The 16,432-nt window shown below is 72.5% G+C and carries 14 protein-coding genes; 4 read left to right on the top strand and 10 right to left on the bottom strand.

Annotated elements, in window-relative coordinates:
- Positions 1-27: 27 nt before the first annotated feature.
- The 4 genes from AB0Q90_RS10485 to AB0Q90_RS10500 form a co-directional block, all read right to left on the bottom strand.
- Positions 28-2,523: a SpoIIE family protein phosphatase gene (locus AB0Q90_RS10485; protein WP_363162252.1), complete on the bottom strand. Its 2,496-nt coding sequence runs from the start codon at positions 2,521-2,523 to the stop codon at positions 28-30.
- A 516-nt stretch (positions 2,524-3,039) separates the two neighbouring features.
- A complete protein-coding gene (gene rocD / locus AB0Q90_RS10490) occupies positions 3,040-4,266 on the bottom strand; it encodes an ornithine--oxo-acid transaminase (RefSeq protein WP_363162253.1) in 1,227 nt (408 codons plus the stop codon).
- Positions 4,266-5,075 carry a dimethylargininase gene (ddaH, locus tag AB0Q90_RS10495; RefSeq protein WP_363162254.1) on the bottom strand — a complete coding sequence of 270 codons (810 nt, stop codon included), beginning with the start codon at positions 5,073-5,075 and terminating at the stop codon, positions 4,266-4,268. The genes rocD and ddaH overlap by 1 nt, the downstream gene beginning before the upstream one ends.
- A 122-nt stretch (positions 5,076-5,197) precedes the next feature.
- Complete coding sequence (locus AB0Q90_RS10500) at positions 5,198-5,701, bottom strand: Lrp/AsnC family transcriptional regulator (RefSeq protein WP_363162255.1); 504 nt, start codon at positions 5,699-5,701, stop codon at positions 5,198-5,200.
- A gap of 78 nt (positions 5,702-5,779) precedes the next feature.
- On the opposite strand from AB0Q90_RS10500, the gene AB0Q90_RS10505 reads away from it, so the two are divergent.
- The 4 genes from AB0Q90_RS10505 (at position 5,780) to AB0Q90_RS10520 (ending at position 9,958) form a co-directional block, all read left to right on the top strand.
- Positions 5,780-6,529 carry a LytTR family DNA-binding domain-containing protein gene (locus tag AB0Q90_RS10505; RefSeq protein ID WP_363162256.1) on the top strand — a complete coding sequence of 250 codons (750 nt, stop codon included), beginning with the start codon at positions 5,780-5,782 and terminating at the stop codon, positions 6,527-6,529.
- Positions 6,526-6,906, top strand: a complete 381-nt coding sequence (locus AB0Q90_RS10510; RefSeq protein ID WP_363162303.1) for a hypothetical protein — start codon at positions 6,526-6,528, stop codon at positions 6,904-6,906. Before AB0Q90_RS10505 ends, AB0Q90_RS10510 begins: the two co-directional genes overlap by 4 nt.
- A gap of 6 nt (positions 6,907-6,912) precedes the next feature.
- On the top strand, positions 6,913-8,622 hold the full coding sequence (locus AB0Q90_RS10515) for a cation acetate symporter (RefSeq protein WP_363162257.1): 1,710 nt from the start codon (positions 6,913-6,915) through the stop codon (positions 8,620-8,622).
- A 130-nt stretch (positions 8,623-8,752) separates the two neighbouring features.
- Positions 8,753-9,958, top strand: a complete 1,206-nt coding sequence (locus AB0Q90_RS10520) for a histidine kinase (protein WP_363162258.1) — start codon at positions 8,753-8,755, stop codon at positions 9,956-9,958.
- Between the two features lie 3 nt (positions 9,959-9,961).
- On the opposite strand, the gene AB0Q90_RS10525 is transcribed toward AB0Q90_RS10520, so the two are convergent.
- The 6 genes from AB0Q90_RS10525 to AB0Q90_RS10550 form a co-directional block, all read right to left on the bottom strand.
- The gene (locus tag AB0Q90_RS10525; protein ID WP_015662072.1) at positions 9,962-10,132 is read right to left on the bottom strand and encodes a hypothetical protein; all 171 of its coding nucleotides are present in this window, start codon (positions 10,130-10,132) and stop codon (positions 9,962-9,964) included.
- 13 nt (positions 10,133-10,145) lie between these two features.
- Positions 10,146-11,948, bottom strand: coding sequence for a protein kinase (locus AB0Q90_RS10530; RefSeq protein ID WP_363162259.1), 1,803 nt, complete (start codon positions 11,946-11,948; stop codon positions 10,146-10,148).
- 21 nt (positions 11,949-11,969) lie between these two features.
- Positions 11,970-13,316, bottom strand: coding sequence for a DUF6777 domain-containing protein (locus tag AB0Q90_RS10535; protein WP_363162260.1), 1,347 nt, complete (start codon positions 13,314-13,316; stop codon positions 11,970-11,972).
- Between the two features lie 68 nt (positions 13,317-13,384).
- Complete coding sequence (locus tag AB0Q90_RS10540) at positions 13,385-14,335, bottom strand: cytochrome c oxidase assembly protein (protein ID WP_363162261.1); 951 nt, start codon at positions 14,333-14,335, stop codon at positions 13,385-13,387.
- Between the two features lie 113 nt (positions 14,336-14,448).
- Positions 14,449-15,474 carry a 6-phosphofructokinase gene (locus tag AB0Q90_RS10545; protein WP_363162262.1) on the bottom strand — a complete coding sequence of 342 codons (1,026 nt, stop codon included), beginning with the start codon at positions 15,472-15,474 and terminating at the stop codon, positions 14,449-14,451.
- A 212-nt stretch (positions 15,475-15,686) separates the two neighbouring features.
- Entirely contained in the window at positions 15,687-16,415 is a 729-nt protein-coding gene (locus AB0Q90_RS10550) for a glutamine amidotransferase (protein WP_363162263.1), read from the bottom strand.
- Between the last annotated feature and the right edge of the window lie 17 nt (positions 16,416-16,432).

A 16,432-nucleotide genomic window follows, 5' to 3' on the forward strand; every position in this document is an offset into this window, starting at 1 on the left:
GTGCGGCATATGTGCCGGGATCGGGTGTCAGTCCGGATCGGCGAGCGACTGCTCAGCCCAGATGATCTTCCCTTCGGGGGTGAAGCGGGTGCCCCACCGCTGGGTGAGCTGGGAGACCAGCAGCAGCCCGCGTCCGCCCTCGTCCGTGGTGCGGGGATGGCGCAGATGGGGTGCGGTGGCGCCGCCGTCGAAGACCTCGCAGAACAGGGTGCGTTCCCGGATCAGCCGGAGCCGGATGGGGCCGGTGGCGTACCGGATGGCGTTGGTGACCAGCTCACTGACGACCAGCTCGGTGGCGAAGGTCAGGTGCTCAAGACCCCACTCGGTCAGCCGGCGGGCGGCCTCCTTGCGGGCGTCGGACACCACGGCGGGGTCGTTCGGCAGCTCCCAGACCGCCACCCGTTCGGCGCCGAGGAGCCGGGTGCGGGCCATCAGCAGCGCGACGTCGTCGTGCGGCCGGTCCGGGACCAGTGCGTCCACCACCGCCCGGCAGCGCAGCGTCAGCGAGTCCGACGGGGGTCCCCCCGCGCGAGGCTGTTCGAGAGTGGGGGAGCGCTCCAGGGCCGGCTTCAGCCGGTCCCGGCCCGCGTCCACGGCCCAGTGGTCGCCGTCGCGGGCCAGCAGGCCGTCCGTGTGCAGGGCCAGGGTGCTGCCCTCCGCCAGCATCACCTCGACCGACTCGAACGGCGGGCCGCCCACGCCGAGCGGCGGTCCCTGCGGCACGTCGACGAAGGTGACGGCGCCGTCGGGCAGGACGACGGAGGGCGTGGGATGACCCGCGGCGGCCATGGTGCACCGGCCGTCGACCGGGTCGTACACCACGTACACACACCCCGAGCCCACCGACTGCGTACGGTCGACGCCCTCGGCGTCCGGCGCGACGCCCTCGTCCCGCGCCGACCGCGCCACCAGGTCGTCGAGATGCGCGAGCACCTCCTCGGGCGGCAGGTCCAGCGCCGCCAGCGTCCGTACGGCGGTGCGCAGCCGGCCCATGGCCGCGGCGGCGCCGATGCCGTGACCGGGCACCTCGCCCACCACCAGGGCGACGCGGGCCCCGGACAGCGGCACCACGTCGTACCAGTCGCCGCCGATGCCGGTCAGCTCGTCGGCGGGCCGGTAGCAGGCGGCGACCTCCACCGCGTCCTGCTCGGGCAGCCGGTGGGGGAGCAGGCTGCGCTGGAGCACCAGGGCGGCCTCGCGCTCGCGGGTGTAGCGCCGGGCGTTGTCCATGCAGACGGCCGCCCGGGACACCAGGTCCTCGGCCAGCCGCAGGTCGTCCTCGTCGAAGGACTCCTGGCGGCGCCGCCGGAAGAAGGCCGTGACGCCCAGGGTGACGCCCCGCGCGCGGACCGGCACGATCATCACGCTGTGCAGCCCCAGCTCCAGGAAGGTGGCCTGCCGGCCGCCGGGGGCGTCCGTCGCCCAGGTCCGGGCGAGCGGGTCGAGCCGCGCCTCGTGCCAGGACCGGCCCGTGGTCAGAGCGCGGATGGGCGGCGACCCGGCCAGGTACGTGGCGCCCTGGCCGACGCCGACCACGGCCTCCGGGACACCCGTCTCCACCGACTGGTGGCCGGCCCGCCGCAGCCGTACCGCGTCGGTGTCGCTCAGCGGTCCCGGCACGGGCTCACCGCCGTGCAGCACCGACTCCAGCAGGTCCACGGCGACGAAGTCCGCGAACTCCGGTACGGCCGCGTCGGCCAGTTCCTGGGCGGTCTGCACGACGTCCAGCGTCCGGCCGATGTGCCGGCCGGCCCGGTCCAGCAGATCGAGGCGCTGCCGGGTGCGGTGCCGCTCGGTGATGTCGACGACCGTGTAGTACACGCCCATCGGATGGCCCCGGTCGTCGTCGAGGCGGGTGAACGACATCATGTGCGCCGTCTCGCGGTGCGGCGCCGAGCGGACGTGGCCCACGTGCTCGTAGCCGACCACCGGAACGCCGGTCTCCAGCACGCGCCGCATCTGCGTCTCCACGGCCGCGGCGTCCAGACCCGGCTGGATGTCGGCGAGCCGGCGCCCCAGCCGTTCGTGCGCGGGTCCGCCGCCGAACTGCGCCAGCGCCGCGTTCGACCACACGAACCGCAGGTCGGCGTCCACGATCGCTATGCCGACGGGCGAACGGGAGACCATCTGCTCCAGCACCGCGCGGCTCATGTCCCAGCCAGGCGCCTCGGCCATCTCCGAGAGCAGTGCCAGCCAGCGCGCCCTGCCGCCCGGCTCCGGCGCCGCGACGATCCGCACCATCACCCTGACCGCCCGGCCGTCCCTGGCGCGCGCGGTGAGCAGCCCCGACCAGCCGCCGTCCCGGCGACAGCGATCCGCCAGCTCGGGCAGACGCGCCGCGTCCTGCCCGGACAGCAGCCCGGCCACCGGCGTGCCCACCACATCGGCGGCCGCGTACGCCAGCAGCCGCTGCGCCCCACTGGTCCAGCCGGTCACCACGCCCCGGGCATCGAGCAGCACGGGCGCGGCATCGGCCACGTCGAACCGATGCCGGCCAACACCCCGCTCCTCATGTGCGGCCACGGCTGACCTCTCTGTCGCTGAGAGTGGTCTACCACCTCTGACCCCAGTGTTCACCCTCACGGGGGTTCGGCCTCGGTCGGGGCTGTGGGGCGGGGGGCCTCTCCGGCGGCCGGTGGACGGGTGGGGTGCCGGCTCGTGGCTCGGTCAGGCGGGGTTGGCGGCCTGTGGTGCGTCGGGCCCGTGCGTCGGGAGCTTGTCGTGTGTCCAGGGATCGGGCGGGGTTGTCGGCCTGTGGCGTGGTCGGGCCCGTGCGTCGGGGACTTCTCCCGTGTTCGGAGGGCCGGGCGGGGTTGGCGACCTGTGGCGCATCAGGCCCGTGCGTCGGGAGCTGCTCCCGTGTCCGGGGGGACCGGGCGGGGTTGCCGGTTCGTGGTCCGGGCAGCCCCGTGTGCCGGGAACTTCTTCGGCGCACGGAGGACCGGGCGGGCCTCCCGCCCGGTGGCTCGGGCGGCCCCGTGCGCCAGGAGCTTCTCCGGCGCACGGAGAGCCGAGCGGGGCTCCCGGCCTCTGGCCCGGTCACGCCCCCTGTGTCAGCACCTTCTCCAGCGTGGCGAGGGCCGAGTGCAGTTCCTCGCCGGTGATTGTCAGGGGCGGGGCCAGGCGGATTGTGGAGCCGTGGGTGTCCTTGACCAGGATTCCCTCGTGCATCAGGCGGCTGCTGACCTCGCGGCCGGTGCCGATGGCCGGGTCGATGTCGACGCCTGCCCACAGGCCGCGCGCGCGGAAGCCGACGACGCCCTTGCCGACCAGCTCCGCCAGGCCGTCCCGCAGGACGCCGCCCAGGTCGGCCGCGCGCTGCTGGAACTCGCCCGACTCCAGCAGCTCGACCACGGCGGTGCCGACCGCGGCTGCGAGCGGGTTGCCGCCGAAGGTCGAGCCGTGCTCGCCGGGCCGCAGCACGCCCAGCACGTCCCGTCGGGCGACCACCGCGGAGACCGGCACGATGCCGCCGCCCAGCGCCTTGCCCAGCAGCAGCACGTCCGGGACGACGCCCTCGTGCTCCACGGCGAGGGTGCGGCCGGTGCGTCCGAGGCCCGACTGGATCTCGTCGGCGATGAACAGACAGCCCTTGCGGCGGGTGAGCTCGCGTACGCCGGCCAGGTAGCCCTCGTCCGGGATGATCACGCCCGCCTCGCCCTGGATGGGCTCCAGCAGCACCGCGGCCGTGGTCTCGTCGACCGCCTCCTCCAGCGCCGCCAGGTCGTTGTACGGCACGATCCGGAAGCCGGGCGTGAACGGGCCGAAGCCGGCGCGGGCGGTCTCGTCCGTGGAGAAGGACACGATCGTGGTCGTCCGGCCGTGGAAGTTCTCCGCGGCGACCACGATCGTCGCCCGGTCGGCCGGGACGCCCTTCACGTCGTACGCCCACTTGCGGGCCACCTTGATGCCGCTCTCGACCGCCTCGGCGCCCGTGTTCATCGGCAGCACCATGTCCAGGCCGGTCAGCTCCGCGAGCCGCTCGGCGAACTCGGCGAGCCTGTCGTTGTGGAAGGCACGCGAGGTGAGCGTGAGGCGGTCGAGCTGACGGTGGGCCGCCTCGATCAGGGCCGGGTGGCGGTGGCCGAAGTTGAGGGCGGAGTAGCCGGCCAGCATGTCGAGGTAGCGGCGGCCCTCCACGTCCTCCACCCAGGTGCCCTCGGCGCGGGCGACGACGACGGGCAGGGGGTGGTAGTTGTGCGCGAGGACGGGCTCCTCCGCGCGGATCAGATCGGCGGAGGAACGGGCGTGCGCGGGTGCGGTCATCAGCGGATCTCCTGGGTGCAGCACTTGATGCCGCCGCCGGCCTTGTGGAGCTCGGAGAGGTCGACGGGGACAGGGACGTAGCCGTGGTCGTCGAGGCGCGCGGCGAGCGTCTCGGCCTGCGGCGCGATGAAGACGTGACGCCCGTCGGAGACGGAGTTCAGCCCGAACGCCATCGCGTCCTCGCGGGTCGCGAGCACCGCGTCGGGGTACAGCCGCGCGAGCACCTCGCGGCTCCCGGGCGAGAACGCCTCCGGGAAGTACACGATGTTGTCGTCGTCCAGGACGAACAGCGCGGTGTCCAGGTGGTAGAAGTGCGGGTCCACCAGCGTCAGGCTGATCACCGGGTGGCCGAAGAACTCCTGCACCTCGCGGTGCGCCTCCCGGGTCGTCCGGAACCCGGTGCCGGCCAGCACGTACCGGCCCGTCCAGACGAGATCGCCCTCGCCCTCGCAGACCGACTCGGGCCGGTGGACGTCGTAGCCCGCCTGCTTGAACCAGGTGTCGTAGTGACTGGACTCGGGGCGGCGCTCGGGCGCGTGGAAGAGCGAGCCGAAGACGCGGCCGTCCACGACGACCGCCGAGTTCGCGGCGAAGACCATGTCCGGGAGGCCGGGGACCGGCTCCACGGCCTCGATCGCGTGGCCGTGGGAGCGGTAGGTGCGGATCAGCGCCTGCCACTGCTCCTGGGCCAGATCGACGTCCACCCGGACGTCGGGATGCATCCAGGGATTGATCGCGTACTGCACGGCGAAATGTCTGGGTTCGCAGACGAGATAGCGCCGCCGGCGCGGCACACGGTTGTCGGGCACAGAGGGGTTCCTCCGCTTCCTGCGGTGTCAACGGGGTTGACACCACGGTAGGAACTGACGCCCACGCGCGACAAGAAACAAGAGCTGCGTGTTCGCGCAGGAATGCTGCGTTGTCGAGTGGATCAGCGCAGGTCTGCTGCGTCGTCGGGCGCGGCATGGCTCGCGCCCGCTTCCGGGCTTTCCGGGAGGAGGTGGGACAGCACCATCACGCTGATCGTCTTCCGGATGAACGGCTCCGCGCGGATCCGCTCCAGGACCTCCTCGAAGTGCTCCACATCCCGCGCCCGCACATGAAGCAGCGCGTCCGCGCCCCCGGTCACGGTCATCGCCGCCGCGATCTCCGGATGGTTGCGCACCACCTCCGCCAGCCGCCGCGGCGGGGCCGCGCCCTCGCAGTACACCTCGACGTACGCCTCGGTGCGCCAGCCCAGCGCCGACGGCCGCACCGTGGCCGTGAACCCGGTGATCACCCCGGCCTCCCGCAGCCGGTCCACCCGCCGCTTCACGGCCGTGGAAGACAGTCCGACGTCCGTGCCGATCTCGGCGAAACTGGTCCTGGCGTTCGCCATCAGGGCGGTGATGATCTTCCGGTCGAGTTCGTCGAACGGCGTGGGCCTGCTGTTCATGGCGGCACCCTACCCAGCGGAAACGTCCGCACCTCGGCACATGTCCAGGCGTACGAATTGCTCCTACACTCCACGTTCATGCTGCGCGCCCTGGCTGTCGACGACGAACGCCCCTCGCTGGAGGAGTTGCTCTACCTCCTGAACGCCGACCCCCGCATCGGCAGCGCGGAGGGCGCCGGCGACGCGACCGAGGCGCTGCGCCGCATCAACCGCGCGCTGGAGTCGGGGCCCGCCGGGCCGGAGGCGATCGACGTCGTCTTCCTCGACATCAACATGCCCGGGCTCGACGGCCTCGACCTCGCCCGGCTGCTGAGCGGGTTCGCCAAGCCGCCGCTGGTCGTGTTCGTCACCGCCCACGAGGACTTCGCCGTCCAGGCCTTCGACCTCAAGGCCGTCGACTACGTGCTCAAGCCCGTCCGCAAGGAACGCCTCGCCGAGGCCGTCCGCCGGGCCGCCGAGCTCATCGACACCGGCCCGCGCATACCCGTGCACGAGCCCGACCCCGACCAGATACCCGTCGAGCTCGGCGGCGTGACCCGCTTCGTCCCCGTCGACGACATCACCCACGTCGAGGCCCAGGGCGACTACGCCCGCCTGCACACCGACAAGGGCAGCCACCTCGTACGCATCCCGCTGTCCACCCTGGAGGAGCGCTGGCGCGCCCGCGGCTTCGTCCGCATCCACCGCCGCCACCTCGTCGCCCTGCGGCACATCGGCGAACTGCGCCTGGACGCGGGCACGGTCAGCGTCCTGGTCGGCGACGAGGAGCTCCAGGTCAGCCGCCGTCACGCGCGCGAGCTGCGCGACCTGCTGATGAGGAGGCCCTGACCGTGCCCAGCCAGGACCCCGTCGAACGCCGCGTCGTCGTCACCGGCCCGCCCCGCCGCACCCGCCGCACCTCCGGCTACTACCGGCCGCGCACCGAGATCGACGAACAGACCACCCTCGGCCACACCTACGTCCGTTCCCTGATGCGCTCCCAACTGCGCGCCGCCCTCGCCGTGGTCGCCGTCCTCGGCCTCCTCGTCCTGCCGCTGCCGGTGCTGTTCGCGGCCATCCCGGACGCCGCCCGCTTCGAATGGGCGATCCTCGGCTTCTGCCTCTACGTCCCGCTCGTGCTGCTCGCCGGCTGGTACGTGCGGCGCGCCGAACGCAACGAGCGCGACTTCGTCCGCCTCGTCGAGGACCAGGACCAGGAACGCTGACCGACCGTGAACGAGAACTTCGCCGTCCCCGCCGTCGCCCTGGTCGTCGCCGCGACCGTCCTCGTCGGCGCCTTCGGCCTGCGCATCTCCCGCACCACCTCCGACTTCTACGTCGCCTCCCGCACCGTCGGCCCCCGCCTCAACGCGGCCGCCATCAGCGGCGAGTACCTCTCCGCCGCCTCCTTCCTCGGCATCGCCGGACTCGTCCTGGTCCAGGGCCCCGACATGCTCTGGTACCCGGTCGGCTACACGGCCGGCTATCTGGTCCTGCTGCTCTTCGTCGCCGCCCCGCTGCGTCGCTCCGGCGCCTACACGCTCCCCGACTTCGCCGAGGCCCGCCTCGCCTCCCCGGCCGTGCGGCGCCTGGCCGGGGCGTTCGTCGTCGGCGTCGGCTGGCTCTATCTGCTGCCCCAACTCCAGGGCGCCGGACTGACGTTGACGGTGCTCACCGGGGCGCCCGACTGGCTCGGCGGGGTCATCGTCGCGGTTGTGGTGGTCGCCATCGTCGCCGCGGGCGGCATGCGCAGCATCACCTTCGTCCAGGCCTTCCAGTACTGGCTCAAGCTCACCGCCCTGCTGGTCCCCGTCCTCTTCCTGGCCCTCGCCTGGCAGCAGGACGGCGCCCCCGACCACGCCTTCGACGAACCGGCCGCCTTCCGCGAACAGCGCGCCGTCCGCGTCGACGACCGCATCGACCTGCGCCTGGAGCGCCCCCTGGCCGTCACCGTCAGCGGCACCGTCGACGGCCGCGCCCACGACGACGACAAGCTTGAACTCCCCGCCGGCACCCACCGGATCGAGGCCGGCACCCGGCTGACCTTCGCCGAGGGCACCGCCGTCCCCGAGGCCGAGCGGGGCGGCGACACCGGTCTGTCCCCGTCCCAGGCCGAGACCCGCGGCGAACGCCCGCTGTACGCCACGTACGGACTGATCCTCGCCACCTTCCTCGGCACCATGGGCCTGCCGCACGTCGTCGTGCGCTTCTACACCAGCCCGCACGGCGTCGCCGCCCGCCGCACCACCGTCGCCGTCCTCGGCCTGATCGGCGCCTTCTACCTGCTGCCCCCCGTCTACGGCGCCCTCGGCCGCCTGTACGCCCCCGAACTCACCCTCACCGGCAACGCGGACGCCGCCGTCCTGCTGCTGCCCGAGCGCATGATCGGCGGCCTGGGCGGCGACCTGCTCGGCGCGCTGGTCGCCGGCGGCGCCTTCGCGGCGTTCCTGTCCACCGCCTCCGGCCTGACCATGGCCGTCGCCGGCGTGCTCACCCAGGACGTGCTCCCCTCGCGCGGGGTACGGCACTTCAGACTCGGCACGGTCCTCGCGATGGCGGTGCCGCTCGCGGCGAGTGCCCTGGTCGGCGGGTTGCCGGTCGCCGACGCGGTGGGCCTCGCGTTCGCCGTCTCCGCCTCCTCCTTCTGCCCGCTCCTCGTGCTCGGCATCTGGTGGCGGAGGCTCACCCCGCCGGGAGCGGCCGCCGGGATGCTGGTGGGCGGCGGCTCCGCACTGCTCGCCGTCGCCGCGACGATGTCCGGCTTCCCCGGCACCGGCGCCCTGCACGCCCTGCTCGCCTGGCCCGCCCTCTGGTCGGTGCCGCTGGGCTTCTTCACCATGATTCTCGTGTCGCTGGCGACGCCGGGCAGGGTCCCGGCCGGGACGGCGGCGATCCTGGCACGGTTCCACCTGCCGGAGGAACTGGCGGAGGTGAAGGCATGAGTGGTTCAGCAGTGCCCCGAAGGGGCGCGGGGCTGTGTCATGTGCGGCTCCGCCGCGTGGGCGCGACCGGCCACAACGGCGCCGCGGTCGGCCGACGACCTGTGACGGCACTTTCAGCGGAGCGCCCCGCATGAGCGGATTCATCGCCGGACTGTGCGTGGCGATCCTGCCGCTGCTGGCCGCCGGCTTCTGGCTCGGGCGGCGCACCGCGCGGCCCGAGAGCCAGGGCGGCCTCGGCACGCCCGTCGAGCACGCCACCTTCGAGACCCTGCACACCGCCTCCCTGGCCGCACCCCCGCTGCGGGCCGGGCTGACCGAGGAGACCGCCCGTAAGTCGGCGCGCAGGCTGCGCTCCCTGCTCGGCACCGACGCGCTGTGCCTGACCGATCAGAAGGACGTCCTGGCCTGGGACGGCGTCGGCGGCCACCACCGCGCCGAGATCATGGAACGGCTCGCCGGGCCGCTGGAGTCCGGCCGCGGCGAGGCCTTCCCGCTGACCTGCGAGACCCCCGACTGCCCGGTGCGCTGGGCGGTCGTCGCCCCGCTCACCGTCGACGACCGCGTCCACGGCGCGCTCGTCGCCTGCGCGCCCCGCGAGTCGGCCGTCCTCGTCCGCGCAGCCGGAGAGGTCGCCCGCTGGGTGAGCGTCCAGCTGGAGCTCGCCGACCTCGACCAGTCCCGCACCCGTCTCATCGAGGCCGAGATCAAGGCCCTGCGCGCCCAGATCTCCCCGCACTTCATCTTCAACTCGCTCGCGGTGATCGCCTCGTTCGTGCGCACCGACCCCGAGCGCGCCCGCGAACTGCTCCTGGAGTTCGCCGACTTCACCCGCTACTCGTTCCGCCGGCACGGCGATTTCACCACCCTGGCCGACGAACTCCACGCCATCGACCACTACTTGGCGCTCGTACGGGCACGCTTCGGCGACCGCCTCTCCGTCACCCTCCAGATCGCCCCGGAGGTGCTCCCCGTCGCCCTGCCCTTCCTCTGCCTCCAGCCGCTCGTGGAGAACGCCGTCAAGCACGGCCTGGAGGGCAGGAGCGACAAGTGCCGCATCAGCATCACCGCACAGGACGCCGGCGCCGAGGCCCTCGTGGTCATCGAGGACGACGGCGCCGGAATGGACCCCGCCGTACTGCGCCGCATCCTGGCCGGCGAGGTAAGCCCGTCCGGCGGCATCGGACTGTCCAATGTCGACGACCGGCTCCGTCAGGTCTACGGAGACGACTACGGCCTCGTCATCGAGACCGCCGTCGGAGCGGGGATGAAGGTCACCGCCCGGCTGCCCAAGTACCAGCCGGGGGTGCACTCGGCGGGCCGGCTGACCGGCGCATGAAGGTCACGTACTGCGTGTGACCACCATGCCGAGGGTGATCAGCCCGAGCACGACCCAGCCGAACCACAGCCAGCCGTTGCTGCCGAGCGCCACCGTGTAGGCCGTCACCACGACGAGTCCGCCGACGGTGAGCACCCCCATCGTCCGCGTAGAACCGTCCGTAGAACCGGGCATCGCAACACCCTCCTCATGGTTCGTCCCCCTCCATGGTGCCCCCGTTCTGCTTCCGGACGGTGCACACGACAAAATGTGTGCCCGACTTCCAGGGCCCACCGCTCGTCCAGGAGCCGGCCGTGTAGACCGACGGGTCGAAGCCGTAGTCGCGCGGCGGCACCTTACGGGCGCAGGCCGTGTCCGACTCGGTGCGGGCCTCGGCGAGCGTGACGTCCTCGCCCAGTCGGGTGAATCCGAGCACCTGCTCGTCGTGCGGGCCCGCGCAGGGCACAAGACGGGCGTCCCGGTTCGACCGTACGTCCAGACAGTCCCGGCGCTGCATGGTCGCCGTGTCCGCGAAGGCCGCGCCCGGCTCGCGGTGCCTGCCGAGCGGCCCGTAGACCGGCCCGTGCGCGCCCAGGACCAGACAGGCCACGCGCCGCCCGGCCGCCCCGAAGCCCGCCTCGGTCGGCAGGACGGCGAAGCTGCGGACGTCCGCGAGCTTCCCGCGCAGCTCCTGCGTCCGCTCCTCGCACCGTGCGGCCCCCTCGGCCCGCGCCCGGTCCGCGGACGCGGCCGGGACGAACGCCATGACCTGCCCGTCGGGCGCCTTTCCGCAACCCGGATCCACCGTCAGCCGCGGCGTGCCCTGGAAGCGGGCCGCGCCCGGCCAGTCGGCCAGCACGCAGTCCCCGTCCTTCAGCGCCCGGCCGAGCCCGACGCCCTTCCCGTACGGCGGCCCGCTCCCGCCCTCGGACCGGTCGGCCATGGCGTACCAGACGCCGCCAGCGGACAGCGCCAGCCCGAGCAGACCGGCCAGCACGGAGTGCAGGATCCGGCGGCGGGGACGCCGTCTGTCGCCCGGCGGCCCGAAGCCCTGCGGCGCGGGTGGGGGCGGGGCAGGGACCGGCGCCGCCCACTGCGGCTGGGACCCGAGATCGGTCTGCGTCCGCGAGTACGTGCCCGCGTGCGGCACGACGATCCGCGACAGCGCCCCCTCCGCCTGGGCCGCCGCCGGCCGCCGCGCCGGATCCTTCGCCAGCAGCGCCGCCAGTACGGGCCCCAGCGCACCGGCGCGCACCGCGGGCCGCGGCTCCTCCGCCACCACCGCGGTGAGCTCCGCGAGCGGTGACTCGCGCTCGAACGGCCCGTGGCCCTCGACGCCGAAATAGAGCGTGCAGCCCAGCGAGAACAGGTCCGACGCCGGGGTCGGCGCCCCGCCCGTGGCCCGCTCCGGCGCCAGATACCCGGCCGTCCCCACCAGCCCGGACGCCAGCGTGTACCGCGTCTCCCCGGTGTCGGGCTGCACGGAGATGCCGTAGTCGGTGAGCAGCACCCGGCCGTACGGCGCTCCTGTGCGGTCCGGCGCGAGCAGGATGTTCGCCGGTTTCACATCCCGGTGCAGGACGCCCCGGTCGTGCCCGGCGGTCAGTGCGTCGAGCACGGCGAGCCCGACGCGGGCGCACTCCGCGGGTGCCAGCGGGCCGCGCTGCGCGACCAGGTCCCGCAGGTCGACGGCGCCCGCCACGTACTCCATCACGATCCACGGCAGCCCCTCGTGCTCCAGCACGTCGTGCACGGTCACCACGTGCGGATGGCTGCGCAGACCGGCCGCGTGGCGGGCCTCGGCGCGGGCGCGGGCGACCCGGGCCTCACGCTCGTGCCCGGCCTCGGCGGGGTCCCGGAACACGATCTCCTTGAGCGCGACCTCGCAGGCGAGTCTCTGGTCGTGGGCGAGCCACACATGGCCCATGCCGCCGCTGCCGAGCCGGTGCAGCAGCAGATAGCGGCCGGCGATGACCCGGCCCACTCCCGACGTCGATGATCCTGAGGGCATCCGGTGACTCCCGGGTTCTCGCTAAGCGTGCCGCTGAACCGCAGCCGAGGTGCTGGGCTCGGCGCTTGCGGGGGCGGTGGTCTCGGGCGGCGGTGCGCTGGTGGAGGCCGGTGCGCTGGTGGAGGCGGGGGCGCTCGTGGAAGCCGGTGCGCTGGTGGAAGCCGGTGCGCTGGTGGTCTCCGGGGGCGTGCTCGTGGTCTCCGGCGGCGCACTGGTCGACGGCGGCGGCGAGCTGGTCGCGGGTTCCCTGCTGGACGGGGGCGGCTCGGACGACGGCGGCGGGGGCGAGGAGGGCGGAGGCTTCGAGGACGGCGGCGCTTCGCTCGTGGACCCCGACGAGGAGGGAGGCGCGGACGAGGGTGGTGCGGACGACGGCGGCTTCGAGGACGCCGGTCCCGGCGTCGGGGGAGTGGAGTCGCCCGCCCCGCCCGAGGAGGTCTCGGCCACGCTCAGCGTCACGTACTCCCCGAACGCCAGCTTCGCCCCCGCCGGTGGATCGGACGCCGTGACCCGGGCGTCGTCGGGCGGCAGGCCCTTCCCGGCGTAGCCGGCCGCCAGGCCCGCGTCTGCCAGCTGCCGGCTCGCCTGCCCGAACGTCGTCCCCGCGAGGTCGGGCACGGGGCGCAGCTTGCGGGTGTTGAAGACGGAGTCGTTCTCACCGGTGGTGCCGACGGGCCGGTTGATGCCCCGCGAGGGCTCCTGGACGTCGACGAGGGCGAGCCGCTCCAGTTTCCGCGGCGCGGGCCGCACCGCCACGACGGAGGCGCGCTCGTATCCCTTCCATTTCTCGTTCCCGTTCTCGAACTCGACGGAAATCCGGCTCGTGTCGCCTTCGAACGGCCGCAGCGGATTTCCGCACGAGCACTTCACCGCCGGAAGTCCTTGCTCATCGACGAGAATCGCGATTCCCGCCTGGAGCAAGGAGTGGTACGGGACGGCCTTTTCCTTCTTGTAGTCGTGATTCTTGACGAGGGTGTCGTGACGCAGCAGAACCGGTGTGAGCCGATCGAGATATTCCGGTATCTCGGCGGTGCCGATGTTCAGTGCCTCGGCCCATGCCCGGGCCTTTTTGTGGTTCCCGGGATCGGTGAGGAACTGTTCGAGTCTCGGGACGTCACAGATGGTCGGCTGCTTGCTGCCCCCGTACAGGCCGGGCGTGTCGCCCTGCTGGAGACCGCCCTGGACGGGCTGCGACCGGACGGTGGCGTCCTTGCCCAGCCCGCTGTTCTCGTCGAAGAAAGGTGCGAGAGCGGGCACCCCGACGGCGACCGCCTTCACCACGAGCAGGTGTTCTCTGTCGCAGCCGCTCAACACCAGAACGAAAACCGCCAGAACGGCGATCCTGTGCATCAACGCGCGAAGTGTCATCACCGCTCCCCCCGGCGGTTCCCCCGACGCGTTTCAGGCTACCGAACGGAAAAGCCGTTCAGGGTCGTTCAGTTTCCTCGTGCGTTCAGTGAGGCCAAATAGGCGTTGTACGCCTCAAGTTCCTTGTCCCCGTCCCGGTCGGCGGCCCGGTCCTTGCGCTTGGCCTGCCGCTGCTCCGAGCCGTACCACTGGAACAGCAGTGCGATCAGCACCAGCACGGAGGGGATCTCGCTGAACGCCCACGCGATACCGCCGGCGGCGTTCTGGTCGGACAGCGCGTCGATGCCGAGCGAGGCGGGCGGGTTCTTGTACGTCTCCACCATCGGCGCCGAGGCCATCATCAACGCGATACCGAAGAACGCGTGGAACGGCATGCCCGCGAACAGCTCCAGCATCCGCATCAGATAGCCCGGCCGGTGCGGCCCCGGGTCCACGCCCATGATCGGCCAGAAGAACACCACGCCGACGGCGAGGAAGTGCACCATCATCGCGGTGTGCCCCGTCCTGGAGCCCATCAGGAAGTCGAAGAGCGGGGTGAAGTACAGCGCGTACAGGCTCGCGATGAACAGCGGGATCGTGAACACGGGGTGCGTGATGATCCGCATGTAGTGGCTGTGCAGCAACATGAGCAGCAGTTCGCGCGGCCCCTTGCGGCCCCGGCCGGCGACGGGCAGCGCGCGCAGCGCCAGGGTGATCGGGGCGCCCATCAGGATCAGGATGGGCGACAGCATGCTGATCACCATGTGCTGCACCATGTGCACGCTGAACATGACCATGCCGTAGTCGTTGAGCTGGGTGCACATCACCAGTGCGATGGTCAGCACACCGACGACGAACGCGACCGTCCGCCCGGCGGACCAGGCGTCCCCGCGCCTCCGCAGCCGCACGACCCCCCACGCATACAGGGCGATCCCCAGCACACAGGCGACGAGGAAGAACGGGTCCGGCGACCACTGAAGCCCCCGCCCCAACGTGAAGGGCGGCAGATCCATGGTCATACCGTGCCCGCTGTGATCCATTCCGCCGGCTCCTGTTTCATGGGGGTTGTGCAAGTCTGTCCGCACACAGACTAGAACTGCCCCCGGCCGCAGCTGCGGCCGGGGGCAGTCACTTCAGTTCTGTACGAAGTGGTCTACAGGACGCACTCGGCTTCCTCGTACCGCTCCGCCGGCACCGTCTTCAGCGTCTCGACGGCCTCCGCGAGCGGCACCATCACGATGTCCGTCCCCCGCAGCGCGGTCATGTGCCCGAACTCCCCGCGGTGCACGGCCTCCACCGCATGCCATCCGAACCGCGTGGCGAGCACCCGGTCGTACGCGGTGGGCGTACCGCCGCGCTGCACATGCCCGAGGATCACCGGCCGGGCTTCCTTCCCCAGCCGCTCCTCCAGCTCGATCGACAGCTGGCGCGCGATCCCGGCGAAGCGCTCGTGCCCGTAGATGTCCTTGCCGCCCTCGTCGAACGCCATGGACCCGGCCTTCGGCTTGGCGCCCTCCGCCGCGACGACGATCGCGAACCGCTTGCCCTGGTCGAACCGCGCGCCCACGCGCGCGGCCAACTCCTCGATGTCGAAGGGCCGCTCCGGTACGACGATGGCGTGCGCGCCGGCCGCCATGCCGGAGTGCAGCGCGATCCAGCCGGTGTGGCGGCCCATGACCTCCACGACCAGCACGCGCTGGTGGGACTCGGCGGTGGTCTTGAGGCGGTCGAGCGCCTCGGTGGCGACACCGACGGCCGTGTCGAAGCCGAACGTGACGTCGGTGACCGCGATGTCGTTGTCGATGGTCTTCGGCACGCCCACCACGGGCAGGCCGGCGTCCGACATCAGCCGGGCCGCCTTCAGCGTGCCCTCGCCGCCGATCGGGATGATCGCGTCGAGGCCGAGCTCGGCTACATGGCCCTTGGCCCGCTCCACGCCGTCCCGCAGATGCGAGGGCTGGACCCGGGAGGAGCCGAGGATGGTGCCGCCGCGGGCGAGGATGCCGCCCACCGCGTCCAGGTCGAGCTTGAGGTAGTCGCACTCCAGGAGGCCCTTCCAGCCGTCCCGGAAACCGATGACCTCGTCGCCGTGGTCGACGACGGCACGGTGCACGACGGACCGGATGACGGCGTTCAGGCCGGGGCAGTCGCCGCCGGACGTGAGGACACCAATGCGCATAGCCCGAAATACCTTCTCAACGTGGGCCGGGGACCGGACCACGTTGTCCGGACTGATCCCGGCCACCCTACCGGCGTGAGGGGGTGGCACCGTACCGGGCGTCCGCCTGCTGGACGTGCCCGCACATGTGAGCGGACACCCCGTCAGGCGGGCCCGGAGGGCAGGGTGGCAGGACGCGCTGGAAGGCGGCTTCAGAACCCCTGGAAGGCGCGTTACGCAGGCTGCTCGGCGGCCGAGATGCGCTCGTTGCGCAGCGCCTCGTACCAGCGGTCGTCGGTCGGCGGCAGCGCGTTCACGTCTAGCGCCAGCTTCAGCAGCAGGTCGGCGATCAGCGGGTTCCGGGCGAGCACGGGTCCGTGCATGTAGGTGCCGAAGACCGTGTCGTTGTACGCGCCCTCGGTGCCGTCGCCGGTGCCGTTGCCGTTGCCGAGGCGGACCTGGGCGAGCGGGCGGGCGGTGGGGCCGAGGTGGGTGACGCCCTGGTGGTTCTCGAAGCCGGTCAGCGGGGGCAGCCCGAGCCGCGGGTCGATGTCGCCGAGCACGTCACCGACGCACCGCTCGCCCTCGCCGCGCACCGAGACCACGTCCAGCAGCCCGAGGCCGGGCTCGCGCTGGCCGAGGTCGTTGATGAACTCGTGGCCGAGGATCTGGTAGCCGGCGCACACCGAGAAGACGATCGCGCCGTTGCCGACGGCCCGCTCCAGACCGCCGTCCCGGCGCAGCCGCTCGGCCGCGAGCCGCTGCGGGCGGTCCTCGCCGCCGCCGATCAGATAGATGTCCCCGGAGGTGGGGATCGGCTGGTCGCTGCGTACGTCGAGCCGGGCCACGTCCAGGCCGCGCTGCCGCGCCCGGCGCTCCACGACGAGCACGTTGCCCTGGTCGCCGTATGTGCTGAGCAGGTCCGGGTAGATCCAGACGACCCGCAGTTGGTTGTCGCTCACGAAAGTCCTCTGAGGTG

The organism is Streptomyces sp. NPDC079141 (genome assembly GCF_040686775.1).
Lineage (GTDB): Bacteria > Actinomycetota > Actinomycetes > Streptomycetales > Streptomycetaceae > Streptomyces.